This window comes from Lactococcus sp. FSL K6-0773, from assembly GCF_038006485.1.
Classification (GTDB): domain Bacteria; phylum Bacillota; class Bacilli; order Lactobacillales; family Streptococcaceae; genus Lactococcus; species Lactococcus lactis.
This window is the reverse complement of sequence record NZ_JBBOVF010000004.1, coordinates 16674-33424: the sequence shown is the minus strand read 5'-3', so window position 1 is coordinate 33424 and position 16751 is coordinate 16674. Positions and strand designations below refer to the sequence as shown.

Here is a 16751-nt window from a genome sequence, read left to right as displayed (position 1 = left end):
AAGGCTAGCATATCAATCGTTTAGTCTTTTTTATGTTCCTCACTATACCAAAGTTAAACAGTAGGTAAAGAAATAAACATGGTTAAGCTAGTTTCATTTTTTTAATATTTTAGTGTTTGTTAAAAAATAGATAATTGATCTTTTAAACCAACTAAAATCTAATCAGCTCATAACTTAATCGTTGTGAGCTGGTCTTTTATTTTATTCTAAAACTTATTAATATATCTATAAATTGTGGTTCTTGAAACTCCCCAAGAATCCGCAATCGACTTAATCGGCGTACCACTTTCTACCAAGGTTTTAAGAAGCTTTACGTCTTGCTCCGAAAATTTCTCAGGTCTTCCTCCAAGTCGTCCTCTTGCACGTGCGGCTTCTCTACCAGCGGCAGAACGCTCCAAAATAAGATTTCGCTCAAATTCCGCAAAAGCCGCAAACAAATGAAACATCAATTGTCCAGTCGAACTTGATTTATCCATTGTAATATTTTCTTGTAGACTATGAAAACTTACCCCTTTATTATTAAGAGAATTAACAATATTAATGAGATCTTCCATATTTCTACCTAGTCGATCCAATCGCCAAACAACAATCGTATCACCAGGACGAGAAAATTCGATGGCGGATTTTAATCCAGGTCTTTCTCTGTTACTTCCTGACATATGGTCAGTAAATATTTTTTCACAGTTATATTTTTTGAGACTATCTTTTTGTAAATCTAAATTTTGAAGTCCAGTTGAAACTCGTGCGTATCCTATATTCATTTTTTTCTCCTTCATTTTAATTTATTGTATTGTATCATAACTTAGAAAGATATGTATAAATGAACATAGAATAAATCACGGGTTTATGAACAATAAATATAAATGTTTTTGAGAATTTTAATAAGAAAAGAAGAGTGTCCATAAAATGACCTTTTTCTGGACAGAGGATAGAAATATTTTTATAAGTTTATTAAATAACGAAGGAGCAACTTTAGCTACAAATCTTGCTATTTGTAAATCTACATTTTTTTATTGAAAAATAGATAGTTTATAGTTACAGTTGCAACTGCTTTAGCCGCGATTAAAATACTTTTCTCATTCATTTTAAATAAAGGGCTATGATGGGGATAATTTCCGCCGTCTTCAGGCTGTGCACCAATGTAAAAGAAAGTACTTGGTACAACTTGCCCATAATATGAAAAATCTTCAGAAGGATTTTGTGGTCCTAAATCGACTATATTGTTGACTTCTGAAATATTCTGATCTTTTAAGCTGTCAACTACAAAGTGAGTGAGATTTTCTGAATTAAAGAGTACAGGATAGTTATCGTCATAATCTACAATCACTTCAACCCCAAAGGTTACTCCAACGCCTTTAGCAATTTGTTTCACTTGGTCTCGGATGACTTTTCTAGTTGTTTCTTTCATCATCCGAACATCCCCTTTTAACACTACTTTATCTTGTATAGCATTAAAACTTCCTGCTCCATCAAATGATCCAATAGTTACAGTACCCATGTCAAATGGATCTATTCTTCTTGAAATTACTGTTTGGAGTTCAGTTACAAAGTAACTAGCGGCTACTATTGCATCATTACTTAATTGTGGCATAGAAGCGTGACCTCCGTTTCCTTTGATTGTAATGGTGAAATTAGAACGTCCCGTTTGAGTTTCTTTATTATGATAGGCAATGACCCCTGTTTTAATTGTAGTCATCACATGAACCCCGATCATATTATCGACACCGTCAAGAGCTCCTGCTTTAATCATACCTTTGGCACCACCAGGAGATACTTCCTCTGCTGGTTGATGGACAATTCTAACTCTTCCCGGAAGTTCTTGTTTTATTTTTACTAGTTCTCTAGCAAGTACCATCAAATATGCAGTATGTGCATCGTGTCCACAGGCATGCATTACTCCTGGATTGACCGATTTAAAACTTAAATCATTATCTTCAAAAATAGCAAGAGCATCAAAGTCTGCTCTCAACGCAAGAGTTTTTCCGGATTTTCCACCTTCAATATCAACGATGATTCCAAATCCCTTTCCGATAAGTTTTGGTTCACAGTCAAGTTCTTTATAAAAGCCCATAATATACTTAAATGTTTCTTTTTCTTGAAAAGAAATTTCTGGGTATTGATGAAGATGACGCCTAATTTGAATCATTTCATTCTCATATTGTGTTAAGCTAGTCAACAAATTATTAAGTAGTTTCATATGATACCTCTAAACTTTCTACCCGAATTGCTAGTTAATTTCATTGGAAAATAAATAAGTCGTGCTATCCTAATTTTAAAGCACTAAGCATTAGAAAGCGCACGACTTATATGACTTATAATAGCACACTTCCAAAAGTTTTTGTTTATTTACTGACAACCATTGAGACGCTTTATCAAACGAGTGTTCCCCTTGAGGTTCAAAACCGAAAGAACGTCCATCTCGCAACATCAGATTGCTTAGTTATCGCTTGTTACCTATGGGGCGTACTGCATTTTAGTGAAACACTTAAAGCTAAGCACCAACTTGCTCAAAGTGGTTCTGTTGCAAAGTTTTCCAAAAAATCTATTTTAGTGTAAAATTGAGTAAAAAGACAGAGAGGACAGAGTAATGAATCATTTTAAAGGCAAACAATTCAAAAAAGACGTCATTATTGTCGCTGTTGGTTACTACCTGCGTTACAATCTAAGCTATCGTGAAGTTCATGAATTGTTATATGATCGTGGAATAAATGTTTGTCATACTACGATTTATCGTTGGGTGCAAGATTACAGCAAAGTCCTCTATTATCTTTGGAAGAAGCAAAATAGACAATCCTTCTATTCATGGAAAATGGACGAAACCTATATCAAAATTAAGGGACGTGGGCATTATCTTTATCGTGCAATTGATGCGGACGGCTTAACCTTAGATATCTGGTTACGAAAGAAACGGGATACGCAAGCAGCCTATGCTTTCTTAAAACGACTCCATAAACAGTTTGGTGAGCCGAAAGCAATTGTGACCGATAAAGCACCTTCTCTTGGCTCCGCCTTTAGAAAGTTACAGAGTGTGGGTTTATATCCTAAGACAGAGCACCGAACTGTGAAGTATCTTAACAATTTAATAGAACAAGACCATCGACCTATTAAACGACGGAATAAATTTTATCAAAGTCTCCGTACAGCCTCTTCCACGATTAAGGGCATGGAGACCCTTCGAGGAATATATAAAAAGAACCGAAGAAATGGAACGCTCTTCGGCTTTGCGGTGTCTACTGAAATCAAGGTATTAATGGGAATACCAGCCTAAGATATTTGGAGTTCAGAGAGGGCGAGTTTGATTTTCAAACTTCGCAACAGAACCAAAATAAGCATAACTTTTAAAGTGCTCCATAACTGTTAGATTTCTTGTCTAACAATTATGGAGCACTTTAGGTTCCCTGTGCTTTTTTATTTGTTCAAAAACAGCAACCGTAATTTGTTTTTTCCCAGTACTATAGCTAACTTAAATGTACTTTTCATTAGCCAACGTTAAAATTCGTCTTATACTAAAATTTAATTGTTTAAATGTGATAATCAATGTGATATTATTATTATATGACAACAATGGTTGTTAACAACGTTTAAATTATTCGTATACTTATTCGTATACTATCAAAAATGGAGGAATAGGTATTGAAAACAAATCGCTATGTTGTTGCGTTTGCAGGTGTCATGTTTCATTTAATGATTGGTTCCGTTTATGCTTGGAGTGTTTTTACTAATCCAATTGCAAAACAAAATGGTTGGGCAGAATCCTCAGTCGCTCTTGCATTTAGTATCGCTATTTTCTTCTTGGGAATGTCAGCCGCCTTTATGGGCAAAGTCGTTGAAAAAATAGGCCCTAGACTAACGGGAACTATTGCTAGCTTTCTTTACGGAACTGGAACCATTATGACTGGTTGGGCTATCCATCAAAATTCAATTTGGCTATTATATCTCTCATATGGTGTCATAGGCGGCTTAGGACTGGGAGCAGGATACGTTACCCCTGTATCAACAATTATTAAATGGTTTCCAGACAAACGCGGTTTAGCAACGGGGTTAGCTATTATGGGATTTGGTTTTGCAGCAATGCTGACTGGTCCTGTTGCTCAACAGCTAATGGCTAGTGTTGGTCTTGAACAAACATTCTATCTCTTAGGAACATTTTATTTTGTTATTATGCTGCTCGCTGCACAGTTTATTGTTCGTCCAAATCTGGCACTATCAAGCACTACTGAAAATAGCATTTCTCAAAAAAAGGGAACACGTCTAACCCGAGGACCGGAGCTAACAGCTAACCAAGCCCTCAAAACTAAATCCTTCACTTTTCTTTGGATAATGTTATTTATCAATATTACATGCGGGATCGGCCTTGTCTCAGCTGCATCCCCCATGGCTCAAAGTATGACCGGCATGTCTGTCCAAACAGCCGCAATTATGGTTGGAATCATAGGCCTTTTCAATGGCTTTGGACGTTTGATATGGGCAACTTTGTCTGATTATATCGGGCGCCCTGCTACTTTCAGTGCCATTTTTATTCTCGATATTGTAATGCTTTCAGCCATGCTCATCTTCAAATTACCGCTCCTATTTGTCATTGCATTATGCTTGTTGATGTCTTGTTATGGAGCAGGCTTTTCTGTCATCCCAGCCTACTTAGGTGATGTCTTTGGTACTAAAGAATTAGGAGCTGTTCATGGATATGTACTGACAGCATGGGCTGCTGCCGGAGTTGTTGGACCATTACTATTATCATTAACACATCAACTGTTCCACAATTATACTTTGACATTAGCTGCCTTTATTTTGATTGATCTATTGGCACTGCTAATCTCATTCTGGATACAACGAGATTTCATTAAAGCCAGCAAATTAATAAAAAGCAAATCATAAAAAACTACTTTAAAGCGCATTAAATTATTAAAAACTAAGACAAAATTGCATAAAAAAGAGTCTAAAACAGCATGAGCCGTAAAGTGCAACACAAAAGTTAGACAAAATTGAATATTTATAAACTGCTAAGGCATGTTCCCTGTATTCGCAGGGAGTCATGCCTTTTGTTTTCTGTGATATTCGTCGATTGTTAAACCAATCGACGTAATTCTTTGTGATTTCCTTGAATTCTCCAATAGGTTCTGTTGCAAAGTTTTCCAAAAAATCTATTTTAGTGTAAAATTGAGAAAAAAGACAGAGAGGACAGAGTAATGAATCATTTTAAAGGCAAACAATCCTGAAAAGTATCAGTATGATAAAAGTGAAGTTGTTGCTCATAATGGTTTTAGATATCGTCAATATTTAACAGACGTTGGTGTAGATACAGATGTTATTCTGCAAGAAATAGTACAATGGATTCGTGAATCTAATTGTTATGAATATGGCGACTTGGTTGATGAAAAGTTTGATGAATGGTTTCCTACTGTTAGAAGTCAGACGATCTTTTTAACTGCTTATTTACGTTCTAATCGGTATAAGCCTTTTAAAAAAATAGATAGAGAAACTGGAGAAATATTGGAATGATGGATAGAGAAAAATTTGTATTTTGAAAGGTTTCATAAGACAGTTGATAAATTATGGAGTGACTATTCAGTATAAAATTTGAATAGGGAGTTAATAAAAATGACAATAAATTTCAGTATAAGTAAAGATATCGATATTAAGCAATTAGAAGAATTATATAATGACGTTGGTTGGAGTGCGTATACTCAAGATTTGGAAGTATTAAAGCAAGCTATATTACAATCGTTAGATGTTATAACTGTTTGGAATGACGATAAATTAGTAGGGCTTATTAGGGCTATTGGAGACGGATTAACGATTGTGTATATACAAGATATACTTGTTTTGAATGCTTATCAGAATAAGGGTATTGCAAGTGAATTATTGCAAAGAATATTAAATAAATACAAAAATGTTCGTCAAAAAGTTCTTTTAACTGAAGAAGCTTCTGGTGTTAGATATTTTTATGAAAAGAATGGTTTCGAATCCTGTGATCAGGGATTGTTAGTTGCGTTTGCTAAAATGAACTAAATTGTGATCTTGAGAGTGGCTTAGCCTCTCTTTTTTTGTTTTGGCTTTATTGAACGAAAAAAATTGATAAATTTTTGAGTGAATTATCGCCCATTTTTTGGGCGGATTTTTTTGTGATTGGCACAAAAAAAGGTGTTTTTTGACACGAAGTGTCAATTTTTGCGCTAGCAAAAACAAGCCTCGCAGAGCCCACACTTTACCATGTGAAGAAATGGAACGCTCTTCGGCTTTTCGGTGTCTACTGAAATCAAGGTATTAATGGGAATACCAGCCTAAGATATTTGGAGTTCAGAGAGGGCGCGTTTGATTTTCAAACTTCGCAACAGAACCTTTCATGCTCTCAGCATTATTTTCTAGCTTTGCAAATTTTTTTGAAACAAGTTATATTGTAGTTAAAAAAACTACAGGAGGATTTATCACATTTTTATTTGGAGCAATCGTTTGTGTCATTGCACAAGTATTACTTATTCCATTATTTGGCTTGAATGGTGCTGGATTAGCTTCAATGCTTGGATTCTTAACAACGTTTTTATTTCGTGTCAAGGATACGCAAAAATTTGTGGTGATTCAGATTAAATGGCGAACTTTTATAAGTAATTTTGTGATCATTTTGGTACAAATTCTTTGTTTATTTTATCTGCCGAGTAAAGTCTTGTATCTATGCCTTGCCCTATTATTTTGTGGCATGTTAGTGGTTAATCAGCGTACAATTTTATACATTATCATGGCGCTAAAAAATAAAAAATAAGACATTTGGAATGAAATCCTCATAAAAATAGACAGGAGATATATCTCGATACCATTCGAGATATATCTCCTGTCTATTCTTATGCTACTTTTGGGTTAGCTCAACTCAACCGCCTTTTAATCTCCCAACAACAATAATACCCAATCAAACAACCCAAAAAATTCAAGATAATATCACTAATGGCAAATGTGCCCAAATAAAAGATAAATTGAATCGTTTCAATTCCTAAAAGTGTGACCAAACTGACAATGACAAACTGTTTGAAATCAGTATTGATACAGTAAAGGCCACCTAAAGGAATGAAGTAGATAATATTTAGCACTGCCTCTTGAATCGTTCTGGTATCCGCTTTTATAAAGTCAAAAGGATTCAGTGATATCGCCTGAAAATCCGTTGTTTTAGTAAAAAGCACCATGAATAACAGTAATAAATACACACTGAAAGCAAGATAGAGATAAATAACTGAAAAATGTTTGAGGTGATACTGGATGCCAAACAACCAGATAATCAGCGTTAATAAGAGTATTAAAGTTAATGCGGTATAGTCAAAGTGGTTAATCAACCTAGCCAGGCTTTGATAGCGAGTGAGAACGGGCATAATCAGCCAAGTAATCGTCGCATAACTCAGGATAAATGTGACCAATAAACTGCTGAGGTAGATCATATATTTTCGCAACTGTTTCTAACTCCTTTTCTTGATGAGATTAACCCTATTTGGTTCTGTTGCGAAGTTTGAAAATCAAACGCGCCCTCTCTGAACTCCAAATATCTTAGGCTGGTATTCCCATTAATACCTTGATTTCAGTAGACACCGAAAAGCCGAAGAGCGTTCCATTTCTTCGGTTCTTTTTATATATTCCTCGAAGGGTCTCCATGCCCTTAATCGTGGAAGAGGCTGTACGGAGACTTTGATAAAATTTATTTCGTCGTTTAATAGGTCGATGGTCTTGTTCTATTAAATTGTTAAGATACTTCACAGTTCGGTGCTCTGTCTTAGGATATAAACCCACACTCTGTAACTTTCTAAAGGCGGAGCCAAGAGAAGGTGCTTTATCGGTCACAATTGCTTTCGGCTCACCAAACTGTTTATGGAGTCGTTTTAAGAAAGCATAGGCTGCTTGCGTATCCCGTTTCTTTCGTAACCAGATATCTAAGGTTAAGCCGTCCGCATCAATTGCACGATAAAGATAATGCCCACGTCCCTTAATTTTGATATAGGTTTCGTCCATTTTCCATGAATAGAAGGATTGTCTATTTTGCTTCTTCCAAAGATAATAGAGGACTTTGCTGTACTCTTGCACCCAACGATAAATCGTAGTATGACAAACATTTATTCCACGATCATATAACAATTCCTGAACTTCACGATAGCTTAGATTGTAACGCAGGTAGTAACCAACAGCGACAATAATGACGTCATTTTTTGAATTGTTTGCCTTTAAAATGATTCATTACTCTGTCCTCTCTGTCTTTTTTCTCAATTTTACACTAAAATAGATTTTTTGTAAAACTTTGCAACAGAACCTACTAGACAAAAGATCGGCTCCTAAAAATGGGTTTGTGATAAACACCATTTTAAAGGAAGCTGGTCTTTTTTGTCCGAACAGCGTCGGATTAATTTTACAATCTACCTATTAACCAAAATATCAAAAAAAGCGTATCATTGAAAGCGTAATGATTAAAACGTTTTTTACAAACGTTATAGAGGGGAGAAGTTAATATGGACTTAGTCGAAGAACTAGTCAATGTTGTTGGTAAAAAAAATGTTATTACTAACAAAGCAAAATCTTTACGTTTTAGGAAAGGGTACCGCTCAGGTAAGGGCGATGCAGTTGCAGTCGTATTTCCAACCACTTTAATGGCAATGTGGCGTGTGCTTAATGTTTTGCATGATAACAATATTATCATTATTATGCAAGCAGCCAACACTAGTTTGACTGAGGGATCCGTACCAGCCCCAGGTTATGACCGTTCTGCAGTTGTTGTGAACGGCATGAAAATTAAAGATTTACAGTTAATCAATAATGGGGAACAAGTACTAGCATTCCCCGGTACGACACTGTTTCACTTAGAAAATGAATTGCGACCACTTAAACGTGAACCACATTCAGTCATTGGCTCATCTAATTTGGGTGCATCGGTCATTGGTGGTATTAACAACAATTCTGGTGGTGCTTTGATCAGAAGAGGTCCAGCTTATACAGAGCTATCATTGTATGTTTGGATTGATGAACATGACGAAATGCACTTAGTTAACCATTTAGGCATTGATTTGGGCAAAACGCCCGAAGAGATTATTACTAATTTGCAGAACCGCAATTTTGATTTGAATCAAGTACCAGCTACTGAACATCATGGTTCAATGTTCCATCATGAACAGGTTGTGCGTGACGTTGAATCTGATAAGCCTATTCGATACAATGCAAATCCTAAAGAATTGTATGAAGTATCTGGATCGTCCGGTCACGTTGCGGCATTGGCTGTCCGCTTAGATACATTCCCAATGGATAAAAAAACACAAATGTTTTACATTGGAACGAATAATCCCGATGAGTTGGAAGATATTCGTCGCCATATTATGACGACATTCAAAGAATTGCCTGTTTCTGGTGAATATATGCATAAAAATGCTTATAAATTGGCCAAGAAATATGGTAAAGACTCACTAATTGTGATTGAAAAAATTGGTACGGGTCATTTGCCCCAAATGTTTGCGCTAAAAGCATGGGGCGAACGCTTTTTGAAGCACATTCCGTTTTTCAAACCTTATTTCCCAGATCGTTTGCTTCAAACATTAAGTAATTTATTTCCTAATCAAATGCCAAAGCGGTTAGATGATTATTACGAAAAGTACGACCATTACCTACAATTGAAAATGGCTGGTAATGGTATTGAAGAAGCGCGAGAGTATCTCAAATCTTATTTTGACAAAGCCAGTGGCGACTACTTTGAAGCCGATGCCAATGAGACCAGTAAAGCGGCAACTCACCGCTATGTAACAGCTGGGGTTGCGATTCGATATCAAGAATTAAAACAGGATAGTATTGACATTTTGCCACTAGATATCGCGTTGGCAAGTAATGATTATAAGTGGTTCGAGCATTTGCCTAAAGAGATTGAAGACAAAATAGAACACAAAATTTATTATGGTCACTTACTTGATCACGTTATGCACCAGGATTATATTCTAAAACCTGGCGTCGATGCGCATGAACTTAAAAAAGAAATGCTTAAAATTTTGGATGAGCGTCACGCTGTTTATCCAGCCGAACACAATGTTGGGCATCTATATTTGGCAGCACCGGCCTTAATCAAGCACTATAAGAAAAATGATCCAACTAATAGTTTCAACCCTGGCGTTGGTAAACAAACAATGTCTAAATATTGGGGCGAATACTAGAATAAAAAGTTTGTTAAAAAATAACCGTTATCGTCATTTGTCGATTCTGTAGTGACCCCTACTGATTGTTCTTAAAACAGTAACCAAATATTTAAAGATATACTTTAAAAAAACTTTTTTAAAAATTTTTAAAAAAGTTTTTTATTGTTTTTTATATGATAAAATATAGCTATTAAAAGATTTAATAAAATTAAATTGAAAGTTTTTTTAAAAATTTTTAAAAAAATTTTATAGAAAAAGAAAGGATATTTTTTAAATGGAGAAAAGTTATTCTGATTTTGCAAAAGAACTGGGAGTTAGTAAACAAAAGTTAAATTATTACGTCAATGATGAAAATAAAGAAAAAATTTTTATTAAAAAAGGCAACAAAAATTATGTTACCGAATTTGGACAAGAATACCTTTATAAAAAGACTAAAGATAAAAATGAAAAAAAAGAAAGCGAAAAAAAAGAAAAAAATTTTGAGGTATTTTTTGATAGCATAAAAGAAAAAGATAAGCAGATTGACAAACTTCACCAATTATTAGACCAGCAACAAAGACTTTCCTTACAGGATAAAAAACTTTTGGAAGAATATAAAACAGAATTAAGTAACTTAAAAGCTCTTAAAATGCCAGAAGAAGAATTAAATATAGGAATCGAGCAACTTAAAAAAGAACTCGAAAAGGCAAATGATGAGATAGACCAAAATCAAGCGAAACTTGCTGAAAAGGACAAACAAATTGAGAAAGACGAAAAAATAAACAAAGAATGGTCTGAAAGTAACAAAGAACTGGAAAAAGAAAACGAAAGCTTAAAAATGGAACTTCAAAAAGTTCAATCTAAAAAATGGTTTCAATTTTGGAAATAGAAAAAGGAAGAAATTTTATAAATGAAACATGTTGATAATGCACTAAGAAAAACTTTATTCATTCTTTTAGGCTTAATCTCTTTATTTTGGCTTTTTTGGACGTTCAAATATTTATTTACTGACAACTTGCGTAGCACAAGATATATTTTTTTGTTTGTCACTATTCTTTTAGTGTTGCTTATATTTTTTTTAAATAAAAAATTTAAAGACTTATTATTTAAGACTTTTAAATTTATTTATGGACATAAGTATTGGTTTATTGGTATTCTTTTTATTTTACAAGTAGTTATATCATTATTTGCTCAGGCTTTAGCACAAGGAGATTCTGCTGTCCTTTATACTGTTGGTACTAATATACCTGATACGAAACAAACAATTCTAAAATACTTTTCTATCTATCCCAATAATTTTTTTATTCTAATTATAATCAAGATTATAAATAGCATTGTTACCCCTAAATACCTTATATTGTCATTTTCTATACTGAATGCTTTATTAATAGACAGTGGAATTATCTTATTAACTTCTATCGGTAAATATCTTAAAGGAGAAAAGTTAGCGCAAATTGTATTTATAGAATCATTTTTTTTGATTGGTCTACAACCTCAATTCCTTTATTTTTATACTGACCCAATTACCTTTTTCTTCACAAGTTTACTTTGTTTTTTAGTTGTAAAATATACTTATAAGAAATATTTAATTTGGTGGTTTGTTATTGGTCTAATTTTTAGTATTGCTTATAAAATTAGAGTACCTGTCGTTATTTATCTTATAGCATTAATCATTGTTGTTATATATCAATTGGTCTTTTCGCCTGAAAAAATAAAAAAAAGAAAATTAGTCAATAAAACTGTCGTTTTGTTTAGTGGAATACTAATAACAATCATCGGAATTAATTATTATGCTCATCATCAAAAAATAACAGAATATGATACAAAATATAGCAGGAATTTTATGTATTTCATTGATTTAGGACTAACAGATACAGGAGCAAACCATTCTCAATTACCTACTGAAATTCTAATTCCAGAAAAAAATGGAAAAATTCAAACAAGAACACAACTAGAATCTAAACTAAACAAAGATATAAAAAACAGAATTAAAAACTATGGTATATTAGGTCTTATTAAACATCAAAATACAAAATTTAAGTATTTTGTTCAAGACGGTACTCTTGGTTGGACAACCGAGGCTGTGTTAGTAGAAAGTAATGTTGTAAAAACAAAATTTACTGAATCAACAATTGGTCATAAAATAAGAGATATTATTTATGTTCATAGACCGTATTACCCCAAATATGCGATATACATGCAAATAAGTTGGATTTTTGTTGTGCTAGGACTAGTCCTTTACTTTAAAAAATATAAAAAAGTTACCTATACTGAATTAGTTTTTCAACTTGTTTTATTAGGAGGGATTCTATTCTTATCATTATTTGAAGCAGGAAGAAGTCGGTATCTAATACAATTTTTACCAGCCATTATACTATTATCATCAATAGGTTATTTTAAAATGAATAGCTCCAAAAGCTCATAATTTAAGTTTTAAGCACGATCAACCCTTAATCGGATAAATTTATAACTCACTCATTTAAACAGGATCTAACGTTCAAAAAATGCTATTCTCGTGTCTTTTATCCGAAAAGCCTTTCCTGCGTTCGTTCTTTCAGAAAATAATGTTCTCTTTTTTAATCGAGGAGTACAAGCGGAGCGACAAAAGCAAACAGGGAATCTTGAACTTGTCGCTCACTTTTGCTATACTAAAGCCCTTAAACATAAGTAAAAGCGCTAATTTAGCGCTTTTTTTGTTGATTTTTTGGAAAACTTTGCAACAGAACCGTTTAACCTTAGATATTTGGTTACGAAAGAAACGGGATATGCAAGCAGCCTATGTTTTCTTAAAAAGTATTCATAAACAGTTTGGTCAACATAGAGTCATCGTAACAGATAAAGCACCTTCTCTTGGCTCCGCCTTTTGAAAGTTACAGAGTGTGGGTTTATATACTAAGACAGAGCACCGAACTGTGAAGTATCTTAACAATTTAATAGAACAAGACCATCGACCTATTAAACGACGAAATAAATTTTATTAAAGTCTCCGTACAGCCTCTTCCACGATTAAGGGCGTGGAGATCATTCGAGGAATATATAAAAAGAACCGAAGAAATGGAACGCTCTTCGGCTTTTCGGTGTCTACTGAAATCAAGGTATTAATGGGAATAACAGCCTAAGATATTTGGAGTTCAGAGAGAACGCGTTTGATTTTCAAACTTCGCAACAGAACCAATTTGTCCAAGATATTGACCCAAATACATATTATCTGCAATATTTACTTAATAACTGTAATTGAGATTGGAGAATTTTTAACCATATAAGTAGCATGCGAACCAAAATATCCTTTAATTCCATGCATTGATCGCGATCCAATGATTAAGATATCTGCAGATGTTGCTGGCAAAATCGTCTTAGTAATTTCCTCGGCCGGATCACCTTCTCCACTGTACAGCTGAATGTTTTTTACACCGCTATTTTCTGCATATTGTTTGTACTTTTCTAAATTAAGTGACAATTGACTTTGTTTCTGGCTCAAGTACTCAGGGTCTAACGCTTCATAAACATTCAGCTCTTCAATTTCTAAAATTGAGGCAATCAGTAATGCGGCTCCAGTTTTACTCGCTTGCTTTACAGCATATTGAAAGGCTTTTTGAGCTCCTTCTGATTCATCTACCCCAACTAAAATATTTTTAAATTCATCAAATCCTTCCATAGTGCATCTTACCTTTCATTAATTAATTGATTATATTTTTTATTTCCTTTATACAGTTCAATAATTGTCCACGCTAACAGTAGTAATACTGCGACGATAATGACATAAGCAATAGAATCAGCTATTACAAGTTGGGTTGATGTCACCTTTTCACCAAAAAAACCTTCAATTTGGCCGGGCAATCCAATCAAATTTAAATATGTCAATCCAATTACTGAACCCCATCCTAGTATCCGAATAACTATCGAATTTCTAAACCGGCTTCCCATTTCCACCTCACTATTGGTCATCATTAATAATGGTACCATCGAAAATGGTAACGCAAAAGCTAAGAAGACTTGTGAATTAATCATTAGTGTATTTAACGCTGTGTGCTCCCGAATCGTTCCTTGCCTGCTTGTAATAATTACACAGATTAACACTGGGATAACTGAAATCAAACGCGTAATTAAACGTCTTAGCCAAATTGGCATTCTCATATGAATGAATCCCTCCATAATTACTTGTCCAGTTAAAGTTCCGGTAATCGTTGAATTTTGTCCAGAAGCTAGTAACGCGACTGCGAATAATGTAGAAAGAAGACCTGATTTTGCAACGGTGATTAAAATTCCGTTACTCAATGTATCCGAATTTGATAAAGCCTCATACAACCCAAAGAATGATGGATCTTTCACTGCCCCTGTTTTAAAAACAGCAACTCCCATTATGAGCAATAAGGAGTTAACAAAAAAAGCGAGAGTCAATTGAATGTTAGAATCCCATGTTGAAAATCGTACAGCATTGGCGATTTCATCTTCATCCGTACGATTTATCTTTCGAGTCTGAGACACAGCCGAATGTAGATATAAATTATGAGGCATAACGGTTGCACCAATAATTCCTAATGCACCAGTTAAAGGCGTTTGACCACCAATTGAATGTGTAGAGGAGAACGTTTCACCAGTCGGAACCAATCCTTTAAGTACATCCCCCCAATTAGGATCAGACAACGCTACTTGATAAACAAACACAAAAAGAATTACAAAAATCAAACAGACAACTATTGCTTCAATTTTTCTAAAACCAACTTTCGTTAACAACAATAATAATAAAACATCAAATACCGTAATAAAGACTGCGACGACAAGCGGAATATTAAAAAGTAAATAAAGAGCAATTGATGCGCCAATTACTTCCGCAATATCTGTTGCCATAATCGCTAATTCCGTTAAAATCCATAAAATGATTCCTAGTTTTTTACTCGTTCTCGCTCGAATTGCTTGAGCTAAATCCATTTGACTAACAATTCCCAATTTAGCAGCCATATACTGTAATAGCATTGCAATTAAACTAGACATTAAAATGACCGACATTAATAAATACTGGAAGTTTTGCCCACCCGTAATCGAAGTAGACCAGTTGCCTGGATCCATATATCCCACAGCAACTAATGCTCCCGGTCCAGAATAGGCGAACAGGGTTTTCCAAAAGCCTTTGCCTTTGGGTACCTCGACAGTTCCGTTAATTTCCTCTAAAGAGGGACCATTCGCATGCTGAATTAATCGAGGTTTGTGCTCTTTACCAGACTGACTTGTTGTATCTTTCAAAATATTTCCACCTTCCTTTAAGAATATTATAAGTATACACCTCTTTTTTATAAAATTAAAGCAAAATATTAGGCAAACCTAAAAAAAAATAAACATCGCCTAATTTAATATTATTTGCCTTCATTTCATTTGTATCGGAATGAATCAATTGTACACTGGATCAATGTCAAATATTTAGACACAAAATGAGCTATATTTTCTTAAAATAATTTTCTTCTTTCTGATTTGGAGTTAAACCCTTGTTGGCGGAATGAGGATTATAATTGTTATAAAATTGTTCGATGTATTCAAAGCAAGAGAGTTGAACTTCTTGAATGGAGTGATAAGTTCTGCGATTAATTTCTCGTTGTTTAAGATACTTGAAAAAGACCTCAGTGACGGCATTATCATAAGGATATCCAGGCTTGGAGTAAGAAGCAAGCAATTGATGCTCATCTAATAACTTTCTAAAGGAAGCTGATTTAAATTGGCTTCCTTGATCCGAATGAAAGATAATTGGTTCCTTAGGCTTCCTCTTATTTATAGCTATCTCTAAGGTGTCACAGGCGAGTTTGGCATCAATTCGATCACTTACTTTCCACGCAATACATTTCCTTGAGTAGAGGTCAAGAATAGCACAGAGATAAACATGTCGTTTAGGTCCTATAGAGATATAAGTGAAATCTGTTGTCCAAACTTGACTTGGGGAGTTCGGGTTAAATTCTTGTTTAAGCAGATTATCAGAAGAAAATACAGGAGCTTTCTTTGATTTAAAACGAGGTTTGATGGTTGACATTTTAGGGAGTGTCATAGACTTGAGAAGTCTTAAGATACGGCCTTCAGAAATATTAACGCCATAATCACGCAGGAGAATGATTTTAAAAGCTCTCGTTCCAATTCTTTTCTTGGCTTTCATATAAATCTCAAGGAGTAATTTTCTCAAGCGTTGATTTTCTACTTCACGCTTCGAAGGCCTCTTGTTTATGAAGTTATAGTAGGTGGAACGATTGACATGTAAAACACGACAGAGCATAACTGTCGTGTGTTCAAATCTGAGTCGATAGATGGCTTTCAATCTTACTTGGAGTTTTGCATGAATATGGCACTCGCTTTTTTTAAGATCAGATTTTCTTCCTCTAGTTGGGCATTCCTTTTTTGTAATTTTTGAATCTGTTTAGCAGTCAACACCGTATTATCTTCAAGACGCACTTGAGAGTACTGCTTAATCCATTTTGCAAGTGCAGAAGAAGATACCCCATAATCTTTACAGAGTTCAGTTTGTGTTTTACCAGTTTGATAGAGATTAACAAGCGATTGTTTGAAATCCTCGTCGTAACGTTTAAAAACTGACATAAAAGTCCTTTCATTTTTGTGTCTTAATAGACAGATTATAACACCCAATTTTCTGTCCAC

15 protein-coding genes and 3 pseudogenes are annotated in these 16751 nt (G+C 34.3%); 10 read left to right on the top strand and 8 right to left on the bottom strand.

The annotated features are described in order from the left end of the window. Nucleotides 1–206 precede the first annotated feature (206 nt). Both MHB61_RS13575 and MHB61_RS13570 read right to left on the bottom strand, forming a co-directional pair. Nucleotides 207–761: a recombinase family protein gene (locus MHB61_RS13575; protein ID WP_137016237.1), complete on the bottom strand. Its 555-nt coding sequence runs from the start codon at nucleotides 759–761 to the stop codon at nucleotides 207–209. Nucleotides 762–1000: 239 nt separating this feature from the next. Next, nucleotides 1001–2197: a M20 family metallopeptidase gene (locus MHB61_RS13570; protein WP_015082999.1), complete on the bottom strand. Its 1197-nt coding sequence runs from the start codon at nucleotides 2195–2197 to the stop codon at nucleotides 1001–1003. A 110-nt stretch (nucleotides 2198–2307) separates the two neighbouring features. Here MHB61_RS13570 and MHB61_RS13565 point away from each other — a divergent pair. The 3 genes and pseudogenes from MHB61_RS13565 to MHB61_RS13555 all read left to right on the top strand — a co-directional run. Then, nucleotides 2308–2514, top strand: a pseudogene (locus MHB61_RS13565) (IS982 family transposase); the annotation flags it as partial. Between the two features lie 73 nt (nucleotides 2515–2587). Next, on the top strand, nucleotides 2588–3268 hold the full coding sequence (locus MHB61_RS13560; RefSeq protein WP_262652373.1) for an IS6 family transposase: 681 nt from the start codon (nucleotides 2588–2590) through the stop codon (nucleotides 3266–3268). A 365-nt stretch (nucleotides 3269–3633) separates the two neighbouring features. After that, entirely contained in the window at nucleotides 3634–4875 is a 1242-nt protein-coding gene (locus MHB61_RS13555) for an L-lactate MFS transporter (protein ID WP_003132411.1), read from the top strand. Nucleotides 4876–4902: 27 nt separating this feature from the next. Here MHB61_RS13555 and MHB61_RS13550 read toward each other — a convergent pair whose 3' ends face one another. Further along, complete coding sequence (locus tag MHB61_RS13550) at nucleotides 4903–5136, bottom strand: IS3 family transposase (RefSeq protein WP_212715799.1); 234 nt, start codon at nucleotides 5134–5136, stop codon at nucleotides 4903–4905. 54 nt (nucleotides 5137–5190) lie between these two features. Between MHB61_RS13550 and MHB61_RS13545 the strand changes: the two genes are divergently transcribed. The 3 genes from MHB61_RS13545 (at nucleotide 5191) to MHB61_RS13530 (ending at nucleotide 6757) form a co-directional block, all read left to right on the top strand. Then, nucleotides 5191–5499, top strand: a complete 309-nt coding sequence (locus tag MHB61_RS13545) for a Rep family protein (RefSeq protein WP_306453294.1) — start codon at nucleotides 5191–5193, stop codon at nucleotides 5497–5499. Between the two features lie 99 nt (nucleotides 5500–5598). After that, nucleotides 5599–6009: a GNAT family N-acetyltransferase gene (locus MHB61_RS13540; RefSeq protein WP_014570902.1), complete on the top strand. Its 411-nt coding sequence runs from the start codon at nucleotides 5599–5601 to the stop codon at nucleotides 6007–6009. Nucleotides 6010–6343: 334 nt separating this feature from the next. Continuing rightward, complete coding sequence (locus MHB61_RS13530) at nucleotides 6344–6757, top strand: polysaccharide biosynthesis C-terminal domain-containing protein (RefSeq protein WP_003132403.1); 414 nt, start codon at nucleotides 6344–6346, stop codon at nucleotides 6755–6757. A gap of 100 nt (nucleotides 6758–6857) precedes the next feature. Here the strand turns inward: MHB61_RS13530 and MHB61_RS13525 are convergent, their stop codons facing one another. Together MHB61_RS13525 and MHB61_RS13520 are read right to left on the bottom strand one after the other, a co-directional pair. Next, on the bottom strand, nucleotides 6858–7433 hold the full coding sequence (locus tag MHB61_RS13525; RefSeq protein ID WP_014017398.1) for a VanZ family protein: 576 nt from the start codon (nucleotides 7431–7433) through the stop codon (nucleotides 6858–6860). A gap of 94 nt (nucleotides 7434–7527) precedes the next feature. Next, nucleotides 7528–8209 (bottom strand): IS6 family transposase gene (locus MHB61_RS13520; protein WP_262652374.1). Its coding sequence is split into 2 segments (ribosomal slippage): nucleotides 7528–8175 and nucleotides 8177–8209, totalling 681 coding nucleotides; the frame shifts between segments, so codons are not numbered across the junction. Nucleotides 8210–8477: 268 nt separating this feature from the next. Here MHB61_RS13520 and dld point away from each other — a divergent pair. The 4 genes and pseudogenes from dld to MHB61_RS13500 all read left to right on the top strand — a co-directional run bounded on the left by dld (nucleotide 8478) and on the right by MHB61_RS13500 (nucleotide 13237). Beyond that, the gene (gene dld, locus MHB61_RS13515; protein WP_003132716.1) at nucleotides 8478–10157 is read left to right on the top strand and encodes a D-lactate dehydrogenase; all 1680 of its coding nucleotides are present in this window, start codon (nucleotides 8478–8480) and stop codon (nucleotides 10155–10157) included. Between the two features lie 256 nt (nucleotides 10158–10413). Further along, nucleotides 10414–11007, top strand: coding sequence for a hypothetical protein (locus tag MHB61_RS13510; protein ID WP_014011557.1), 594 nt, complete (start codon nucleotides 10414–10416; stop codon nucleotides 11005–11007). 21 nt (nucleotides 11008–11028) lie between these two features. Further along, the gene (locus MHB61_RS13505; protein WP_003132712.1) at nucleotides 11029–12543 is read left to right on the top strand and encodes a membrane protein; all 1515 of its coding nucleotides are present in this window, start codon (nucleotides 11029–11031) and stop codon (nucleotides 12541–12543) included. Between the two features lie 79 nt (nucleotides 12544–12622). Beyond that, nucleotides 12623–13237: pseudogene (locus MHB61_RS13500) on the top strand (DDE-type integrase/transposase/recombinase). 98 nt (nucleotides 13238–13335) lie between these two features. On the opposite strand, the gene MHB61_RS13495 reads toward MHB61_RS13500, so the two are convergent. From MHB61_RS13495 to MHB61_RS13485, 3 genes and pseudogenes are all read right to left on the bottom strand, one after another. Next, a complete protein-coding gene (locus MHB61_RS13495) occupies nucleotides 13336–13773 on the bottom strand; it encodes a universal stress protein (protein WP_003106725.1) in 438 nt (145 codons plus the stop codon). 8 nt (nucleotides 13774–13781) lie between these two features. After that, on the bottom strand, nucleotides 13782–15389 hold the full coding sequence (locus tag MHB61_RS13490; RefSeq protein WP_032398719.1) for an Nramp family divalent metal transporter: 1608 nt from the start codon (nucleotides 15387–15389) through the stop codon (nucleotides 13782–13784). A 144-nt stretch (nucleotides 15390–15533) separates the two neighbouring features. Next, nucleotides 15534–16691 (bottom strand): annotated as a pseudogene (locus MHB61_RS13485) (IS3 family transposase). Nucleotides 16692–16751: the final 60 nt, after the last annotated feature.